Annotated in this window: 9 protein-coding genes; 5 read left to right on the forward strand and 4 right to left on the reverse strand. The window is 60.6% G+C overall.

Going from position 1 to position 7,831, the window contains the following annotated elements; all coding sequences use genetic code 11:
- The 3 genes from F8J34_RS07015 to F8J34_RS07025 form a co-directional block, all read right to left on the reverse strand.
- Window positions 1–256: hypothetical protein (locus F8J34_RS07015; protein ID WP_297057626.1), on the reverse strand; the 256-nt coding region annotated here is incomplete at its 3' end.
- Entirely contained in the window at window positions 253–720 is a 468-nt protein-coding gene (ribE, locus tag F8J34_RS07020) for a 6,7-dimethyl-8-ribityllumazine synthase (protein ID WP_297057628.1), read from the reverse strand. The genes ribE and F8J34_RS07015, both read right to left, overlap by 4 nt.
- Window positions 721–732: 12 nt before the next feature.
- Window positions 733–1,932, reverse strand: coding sequence for a bifunctional 3,4-dihydroxy-2-butanone-4-phosphate synthase/GTP cyclohydrolase II (locus F8J34_RS07025; protein ID WP_297057631.1), 1,200 nt, complete (start codon window positions 1,930–1,932; stop codon window positions 733–735).
- A gap of 58 nt (window positions 1,933–1,990) precedes the next feature.
- Between F8J34_RS07025 and murJ the strand changes: the two genes are divergently transcribed.
- From murJ to F8J34_RS07045, 4 genes are read left to right on the forward strand one after another with little or no spacing between them, the layout of a single operon-like run.
- Window positions 1,991–3,523: a murein biosynthesis integral membrane protein MurJ gene (gene murJ, locus F8J34_RS07030; RefSeq protein ID WP_297057633.1), complete on the forward strand. Its 1,533-nt coding sequence runs from the start codon at window positions 1,991–1,993 to the stop codon at window positions 3,521–3,523.
- Entirely contained in the window at window positions 3,523–4,212 is a 690-nt protein-coding gene (locus tag F8J34_RS07035) for a GGDEF domain-containing protein (protein WP_297057636.1), read from the forward strand. Before murJ ends, F8J34_RS07035 begins: the two co-directional genes overlap by 1 nt.
- Window positions 4,213–5,292, forward strand: coding sequence for a chorismate synthase (aroC, locus tag F8J34_RS07040; protein ID WP_297057639.1), 1,080 nt, complete (start codon window positions 4,213–4,215; stop codon window positions 5,290–5,292). It abuts the gene before it with no gap.
- Entirely contained in the window at window positions 5,276–5,803 is a 528-nt protein-coding gene (locus tag F8J34_RS07045; RefSeq protein WP_297057642.1) for a hypothetical protein, read from the forward strand. The genes aroC and F8J34_RS07045 overlap by 17 nt, the downstream gene beginning before the upstream one ends.
- On the opposite strand, the gene F8J34_RS07050 is transcribed toward F8J34_RS07045, so the two are convergent.
- Entirely contained in the window at window positions 5,800–5,997 is a 198-nt protein-coding gene (locus F8J34_RS07050) for a DUF4911 domain-containing protein (protein ID WP_297057645.1), read from the reverse strand. The genes F8J34_RS07045 and F8J34_RS07050 overlap by 4 nt on opposite strands.
- A gap of 46 nt (window positions 5,998–6,043) precedes the next feature.
- On the opposite strand from F8J34_RS07050, the gene recJ reads away from it, so the two are divergent.
- On the forward strand, window positions 6,044–7,789 hold the full coding sequence (recJ, locus tag F8J34_RS07055) for a single-stranded-DNA-specific exonuclease RecJ (RefSeq protein WP_297057648.1): 1,746 nt from the start codon (window positions 6,044–6,046) through the stop codon (window positions 7,787–7,789).
- Window positions 7,790–7,831 lie beyond the last annotated feature (42 nt).

Raw genomic sequence — 7,831 nt, forward strand, 5'->3', positions numbered from 1 at the left:
CCTCCACCCCGTGAAGGACAAAGGACACCGGCACACCCTTTATCCGGAGGGGGAGGGCCCGGGACCACAAAGGGGCCCGGGAAAAGATAACCGGACCGCGCAGCAGGGGTATCCTGCGCCTTTCCGCGATTTGATCCGGACAGAGGGCATAAATCCTTGCCCCAGGGACGATCTCCCGGAGCGCCCGGGCCAGGAGCCGGGCATAGGCCGCTTCCCCGCTTACCTCGGACCAGAAGGAAGGCGCGCAGAGGATCAAGGAAGCTGAGGCATCAGGTCCGCCATCTCCAGGGCGGCCAGAGCCGCCTCAAAGCCCTTGTTACCGGCCTTGGTTCCGGCCCGTTCCACCGCCTGCTCTATGGTGTCGGTGGTGAGCACCCCGAAGATAACCGGGACCCCGGTCTCCAGCGAGGCCTGAGCAATACCCTTGGCGCATTCCGAAGCCACATACTCGAAATGGGGGGTGGCTCCGCGAATAATGGCCCCCAGGCAGATGACCGCGTCGTATCTGCCGCTTGCCGCCAGCCGCTTGGCGGCAAGCGGGATCTCAAAGGAGCCCGGCACCCAGACCACGGTCACATCCTCCTCGCGCACCCCGTGCCGGAAGAGAGCGTCAAAGGCTCCCTTGAGGAGTTCCTGGCTGATAAAGGAGTTAAAGCGCCCTACCACCAGGGCGAATCTTCGCCCCTCCCCCCGAAACCTTCCCTGAATCTCGCGTACCATAATCCTCCTCCCTTAATAGAGCCTCAGGAGATGTCCCAGCTTGTCCCGCTTGCATTTGAGATAGCGATAATTCTCCTCATGGGGCCGGATCTCGATGGGCACCCGTTCCACCACCTTGAGCCCGTACCCCTCCAGTCCCACGATCTTCTTGGGGTTGTTGGTCATGAGGCGCATCTTGCGCACCCCCAGATCCCGCAGGATCTGGGCCCCGATACCGTAATCCCGCAGGTCGGCCTTAAAGCCCAGGACCTCGTTGGCCTCCACCGTGTCCTTCCCCTGATCCTGAAGCACGTAGGCCCGAAGCTTGTTGAGCAGCCCTATGCCCCGGCCTTCCTGGCGGAGATAAAGGAGGACCCCCCTTCCCTCCTCGGCGATCATCTCCAGAGCCCTTATGAGCTGCGGGCCGCAATCGCATCGCAGGGACCCGAATACATCCCCGGTGAGACACTCGGAATGTACCCGCACCAGAATGGGATCCTCGGTGACCTCTCCCATGACCAGAGCCACATGGGTGAAGGGATCCACCATATTGGTGTAGGCATAAAGCCGGAATTCTCCCCAGGGGGTGGGGAGCCGGGTTTCCACCTCCCGGCGCACCAGACACTCGTTGCGCAACCGATAGGCGATGAGATCCCGGATGGTGATGATCTTGAGTCCGTGTTCGGCGGCGAACTTTTCCAGATCCGGGAGCCGGGCCATGGTCCCGTCGTCTTTCATGATCTCACAGATCACCCCCGCCGGATAAAGACCGGCCAGACGCGCCAGATCCACCGAGGCCTCGGTATGCCCCGCACGTACCAGAACACCCCCCTCCCGGGCTCGAATGGGAAAGACGTGTCCGGGGGTTACGATGTCCTCCGGACCGCTCCGGGGATCGATGGCCACCCGGATGGTATGGGCTCGATCATGGGCCGAGATACCGGTGGTGACCCCGTAGCGGGCCTCAATGGAAACCGTAAACGCGGTATCAAACCGGGTCCCGTGACGGCGGGGTTGAAGGGGAAGCTGTAAACGCTCCACATCCTCCGGAGTGAGGGTGAGACAGATGAGTCCCCGACCGTACTTGGCCATAAAGTTTATGGCCTCCGGGGTAACCTTCTCCGCCGCCAGCACCAGATCGCCTTCGTTTTCCCGATCCTCGTCATCCACCACAATGACCATCTTTCCGGCCCGAAGATCCTCCAGGGCCTCCTCTATGGTGGCGATGGGCATCTTTTGGCCTCCCCAAAAAGGTTTTTTTATTATAGCCTATCCCCCGAGTGATTACATCATGAGCCGGGATACCGCTACCAAAATAGCGCATCAGGCCCGTTCGGTCACCGTGGCGGTGGTGATAAGCCGGGTGCTGGGGCTGGTAAGGGAACAGGTGCTGGCCCTGCTTCTGGGAGCCGGCCGGGAAATGGACGCCTTTGTGGTGGCCTACCGGATCCCTAACCTGCTGCGGGACCTCTTTGCCGAGGGAGCCCTGGGGATGGCCTTCACCAAGGTCTTCAGTGCCACCCGGGAACAAGAGGGCCCGGAAGCGGCCTTCCGGGCGGCCTCGGAGGTAATCTCCGTCTTCGGGTTCCTGATTCTTTCCATCGTCGTCCTGGGAGAGATCCTGGCCCCGGTGCTGGTCCATCTTCTGGCCCCGGCCTTCCGAAACTTCCCGGGGAAATTCACCCTCACCGTCCATCTGACCCGTATCATGTGGCCCTTCCTCTGGTTTATCAGTCTTTCGGCCCTGGCTGCCGGCATGCTCAACGCCCTGGGGGTCTTCTTCTGGCCGGCCCTCTCCTCGGCCCTCTTCAACCTTACCTCCGTCCTTCTGGGAGGAGGACTCTATTTTCTCTTCGAACGCCTGGGATGGCCCGGAGTGATGGGCTTTGCCCTGGGAGTCCTGTGCGGGGGGCTGGTGCAGCTATCCTTCAATCTGCCCTTCCTGCTGCGACGAGGCTTCCGGTTTCGCCCGGGGCTGAACCACCGTTCCCCGGCGGTTCGGGAGACCCTCAAACTCATGGGCCCCTCGGTGCTGGGACTCTCCGCGGTGCAGCTCAACATCTTTATTAACACCTACTTTGCCACCTCCTGCGGGGAGGGAGCGGTATCCTGGCTGGCCTATGCCTTCCGGCTCATGTATGTACCGCTGGGGCTCTTCGGGGTAGGGCTTTCCCTGGCCCTGTTGCCGGAGGCCAGTCGGCGGGCGGCCCGGGGAGATTACGAGACCCTGCGCCGAACCTTTTCCTCCTCGCTGCTGGTGGGGCTCGGTCTTTCCGTTCCTTCGGCGGTGGGGCTGGCCACACTGGCCGAACCCATCGTGCGTCTCATCTTCGAACACGGCCGTTTCCGTCCGGAAGACACCCTGCACACCGCCCAGGCCCTGCGGATCTTCGCCCTGGGACTTCCCTTCTATTCGGTTACCAAGGTCTCGGTGCCGATCTTTTACGCCCTGGGAAACACCGTAATCCCGGCCGGGGCCAGTTTCCTTTCGGTGGGGGTAAACCTGATCACCATTCTCCTCACCCTTTCCTATCTCAATTTTAAGGCCGTGGCCCTGGGCACCGCCCTGGCCCTGATCTTTCAGGCCTGTTTTCTGGGAGGAATCCTCCAGCTGCGCATCAAAGGCTTGTTCCCTGGACGTTTCTGGGTAGGATTGCTAAAAATAATCTTAAGCGCAGGAACAATGGGAATATTGGCCCTGGCTTTACAAAAGAACCTCCCGGTACTTCCCCTGATTTTACTCTGCGCCCTTCTCTTCCTGGGCCTGATTCGGGTTCTGGGTCCGGAGGAGGCCTTATATTTCTGGAAGAGGTTGCGCCCCTGATGCCCCAGCTCCCTGAGATAGGCTGGAATATCTTGCGCGAACTCCTGACCAGCCCCCTGCCCCCGGATCTCCGGCAGAAAGTGGAAACCCTGAAAAAGGCCTATGAGGTCCTTTACCACGAATATTCCAAGGATTTTCTGACCGGCCTCTATAATCGCAGGAGTTTTGAGGAGGAACTGGTCAAGATGGTGGAACTCTCCCGGCGAGAGGAAACCCCTTTTACCCTGTTTTTACTGGATATCGACCACTTCAAGCGGATCAACGATACCTACGGACACGAAACCGGGGACCGGGTGCTGGCCGAAGTGGGCCGAACCCTGCTCAGGACCCTACGCAAGACCGATTTTGCCGCCCGTTACGGCGGGGAGGAGTTCGCGGTGATCCTGCCCGGATTGGGGTTTTATCGGGGAATGGGGGTGGCCCGGCGCATCAAGGCCGCCCTGGAATCCTTGAAATTTACCACCCCCCGGGGTACGGTAAGTATTACCGTGAGTATAGGAGGAGCGGTCTTCCGTCCGGATTATCGCCTGGGGCCGAAGGAGTTCCTGCGGGAGGTGGATCAGCTCCTCTATGCGGCCAAGAACCTGGGAAGAAGAACCATCGTCTTCAAGCCGGAACTGGAACCCCATACCGAAGGACTTACCCTGGAGGAAAGGGCCTTACTTTTTGGCAAAGACGAGAAGGAATAGATGCCCGGGAACACTTTCGGAAAATTCTTTCGGGTCACCACCTTCGGAGAATCCCATGGTCGGGCCCTGGGGGCGGTGATCGACGGCTGTCCGCCGGGGGTTCCCCTTTCCGAGGAAGACATCCAGACCGAACTGGAACGGCGTCGTCCGGGGAAACACCTGGGACAATCCCCCCGACGGGAACCGGACCGGGTGGAGATCCTATCCGGGGTATTCGAGGGTCACACCCTGGGGACTCCCATCGCCCTGGTGATTTACAACCGGGACGTGCGCTCCTCGGACTATCATCCCCTAAAGGAAATCTTCCGCCCCGGACACGGAGACTGCACCTATTTCTGGAAATACGGCCGGAGGGACTGGCGGGGAGGAGGGCGCTCCAGCGGACGGGAGACCGTGGCCCGGGTGGCTGCCGGGGCCGTGGCCCAGAAAGTCCTTTCCGCTTACGGCATAGAGGTGAAGGCCTATACCGTAGCCCTGGGAGGAGTAAAGATCCGGGAATTCGACCCTGAAGAGGCCGAACGCAACCATCTCTTCTGTCCGGATCCCGAGGCCTATCGGGAAATGTGCCGCCGCATCGAGGAGGTCCGCCGGGAGGGGGATTCCCTGGGAGGAGTGGTGGAGATCCGGGCCACCGGGGTACCTCCGGGCCTGGGAGAACCCGTATTTGATAAGCTGGACGCCGATCTGGCCAAGGCCTTGATGAGCATCGGAGCGGTGAAGGGGGTGGAAATCGGGGCCGGTTTCGCCGCCGCGGAAAAAAAGGGCTCCGAAAACAACGACCCTATCACCCCGGAGGGGTTCCTCTCCAATCACGCCGGGGGGGTCCTGGCCGGGATCTCCTCCGGGCAGGAAATCGTCTGCCGGGTAGCCATAAAACCCATCCCCAGCATCGCCAAGGAACAGGACACCATCAACGAACGGGGAGAGCCGGTGAAGATCCGGGTGGGCGGGCGACACGATGCCTCGGCCATCCCCCGGATCGTTCCGGTATGTCAGGCTATGGTCCGCCTGGTCCTGGCGGATCATCTTCTGCAACAGCTGGCCCTTAAAGCCTTTCGGGAACATGTCCCGCTACCTTAAAGTCCTGGTCCCCCTTTTTCTGGTTTCGGTGGCCCTGCTTCTGATCTTCAAATGGACGGCGGTAAAAAACTTCGTCATCCGCTGGAGGGGAGGACCCCGGAAGTCCCCTTCCCTTATCCGGGCCCTTCCCTTTGATGTCCTCAGAGAAGGGGAACGAAAACGCATCCGAGACTATCTTTATAACCTTCAGAAAAAACTCACCCCCACCCAGATCCTCATTCCGGAGATCGCCGGTCGCCCCCGGGGTGCCCCTCTGGGAAAATATGTACGGGTAAGCGTAGTGGTGGAAGCCCGCGACAGAAAAGCCGCTGCTTACCTCAGGGCCAATCAGGGAAGGCTGGCCACCCTGATCCTGGATAGTATCGAAAACTTTTCCTACGAGCAACTCCGGAGCCGACAGGCAGTATGGAAATTCAAGGAAGAGCTTGCCCGGCGGATCTTCTTTTATTACGGGGATAAGATCCGGGACATAAGTATCGTGCAGTTCGAGATACACCAGACCAAGGGCTAGCGCAGCCAGGGGAGAAGATCCTCTAGCAGGCGCCGGAAACGTTCCTCCTCGCCGGGGGAGATCAGAAACCGCACCCTTCCCTCCCGGCCGGAGAGGGTCACCGGAAGGGCCAGATGGCCGAACCCCTCCAGGACAAAGCGTAAGAAAGCCAGGGAACGCGGGGGTATCTTTATCTCCATCACCGTGCTCTGCATCATCCTTGACAGGATAAAACGAATCTGCGACCCTTGAAAGGTAACCATGAGCATCCGGCATTATCGGTGGGTCCTGCGGCTTCCGCCCTCGGAGGTGGTGCAGGCTCTGGTGCGGGAGGGCGGTTTTCCCCGGTTGCTGGCCATCTTCCTCGCCAACCGGGGGTTCCGGGAGGCCGGTGCCGCGAGAGACTTTCTCTTTCCGGATCTTTCCGCCTTCGGCGATCCCATGACCATCCCGGGAATGCTTCCCGCGGTCCAGGTCCTGGCCCAGGCGCTCGAATCCGGCTCCCCCATCGGGATCTACGCCGATTACGATGTGGACGGAGTCACCGGAGCGGCCATGCTCCATCTCTTCCTGCGTGAACTCGGGGGGCAAACCCTGGTCCTCTTCCCCCACCGGGAAAAGGACGGGTACGGTTTCCACGCTCATCACCTGCCCTATTTCCGGGACCAGGGAGCAAGGGTGGTGGTTACGGTGGACTGCGGGATCACCAACCATGACACCGTGGAGGAGGCCAAACGCCTGGGGCTCAAGGTCATTGTTACCGACCACCACGAGATCCCCGGAGATCTTCCTCCGGCTGAAGCCGTAGTCACCGGCAAGCGTCTTCCCCCGGATTCTCCCTTCTATCCGCTCTGCGGAGCCGGAACCGTTCTGGCCCTGATCCGGGGCCTGCGGCGCTATCTGCTGGATAGGGGATATTTCGCCCATCGGGCGGTGCCCAACCTTAAAAGGTATCTGGATCTCGCGGCCCTGGGCACGGTGGCGGACATGGTGCCCCTGCAGGGTGAGAATCGACTCATCGCCGTTTTCGGTCTCAAGGAGCTTTCCCGAAGCCCTCGCGCCGGTATCCGGGCCCTCAAGGAAATTGCCGGGATAAAAGGCCCGGTGGGGACCGAGGAGGTCCTCTTCCGTCTGGCCCCTCGCCTCAACGCCGCGGGAAGACTCCGGGAAGCCCGACTGGCCTTTGAGCTTCTGGTCTCGGAAGACCCGGAACAGGCCGCGGAGATGGCCCAGGAACTGAATCGTCTCAACAGCGAAAGACAACGGGTGGAGGAGGAGGTTCTTTCCGGAATCCTGCAAAGACTTCCCCGGGATCCCCCTGCCGGGATCGTCATCAGCGGGGAGGACTGGCCTCTGGGAGTACTGGGTATTGTGGCCGGAAGGGTGGCGGAAAGGTTCTATAGACCGGTGGTGGTCCTTACCCGCAAGGGCGAAATCTTCAAGGGGTCCGGGAGGAGCATCCCGGAGGTAAACCTCTTTGAGACCTTCCGGCTATGCGCCGAACATCTCCTGGGATACGGGGGGCATCCGGCCGCCGGCGGAGTCAAACTTCATCCCCAATCCCTGGAATCCTTCAGAAAAACCTTTGCCCGGGTGGTGGAGGATCTCCTGCGTCAAAAGGGGTTTGATCCCGCGGAAGACCTGCGGCCCCGCCTCACCCTGGAGGGGCAGGCACGTCTTGCGGAAATCCTGGATCCGGATTTCGTGGAGGGATTCCGGCGTCTGGCTCCCTTCGGGCCGGGCAATCCGGAACCGGTGCTGGCCCTTTCCGAATTCGAGGTAAGGCAACCGCGCCTTATGGCGGAAAAACACCTGCGTTTTATCCTCTGGCAGGACGGGCGGGGACTTTCGGCGGTGGGGTTCAATTTCGACCCGCAGGTCTTAACTTTTATAAACGATAGAAACGGAAACCTGGTGGTGGCAGCCACTCCCTGGATTGCGGAATACCAGGGAGACGAATATCTGGAATTGCGTATCCGCGACTTTCTGAAGAGGGAGGGGTCATGAACATCAGTCCTTTTATTTTTCGGGAATATGACATTCGAGGGC

Source organism: Thermosulfurimonas sp., assembly GCF_015491435.1.
In the GTDB taxonomy this organism is placed as follows: domain Bacteria; phylum Desulfobacterota; class Thermodesulfobacteria; order Thermodesulfobacteriales; family Thermodesulfobacteriaceae; genus Thermosulfurimonas_A.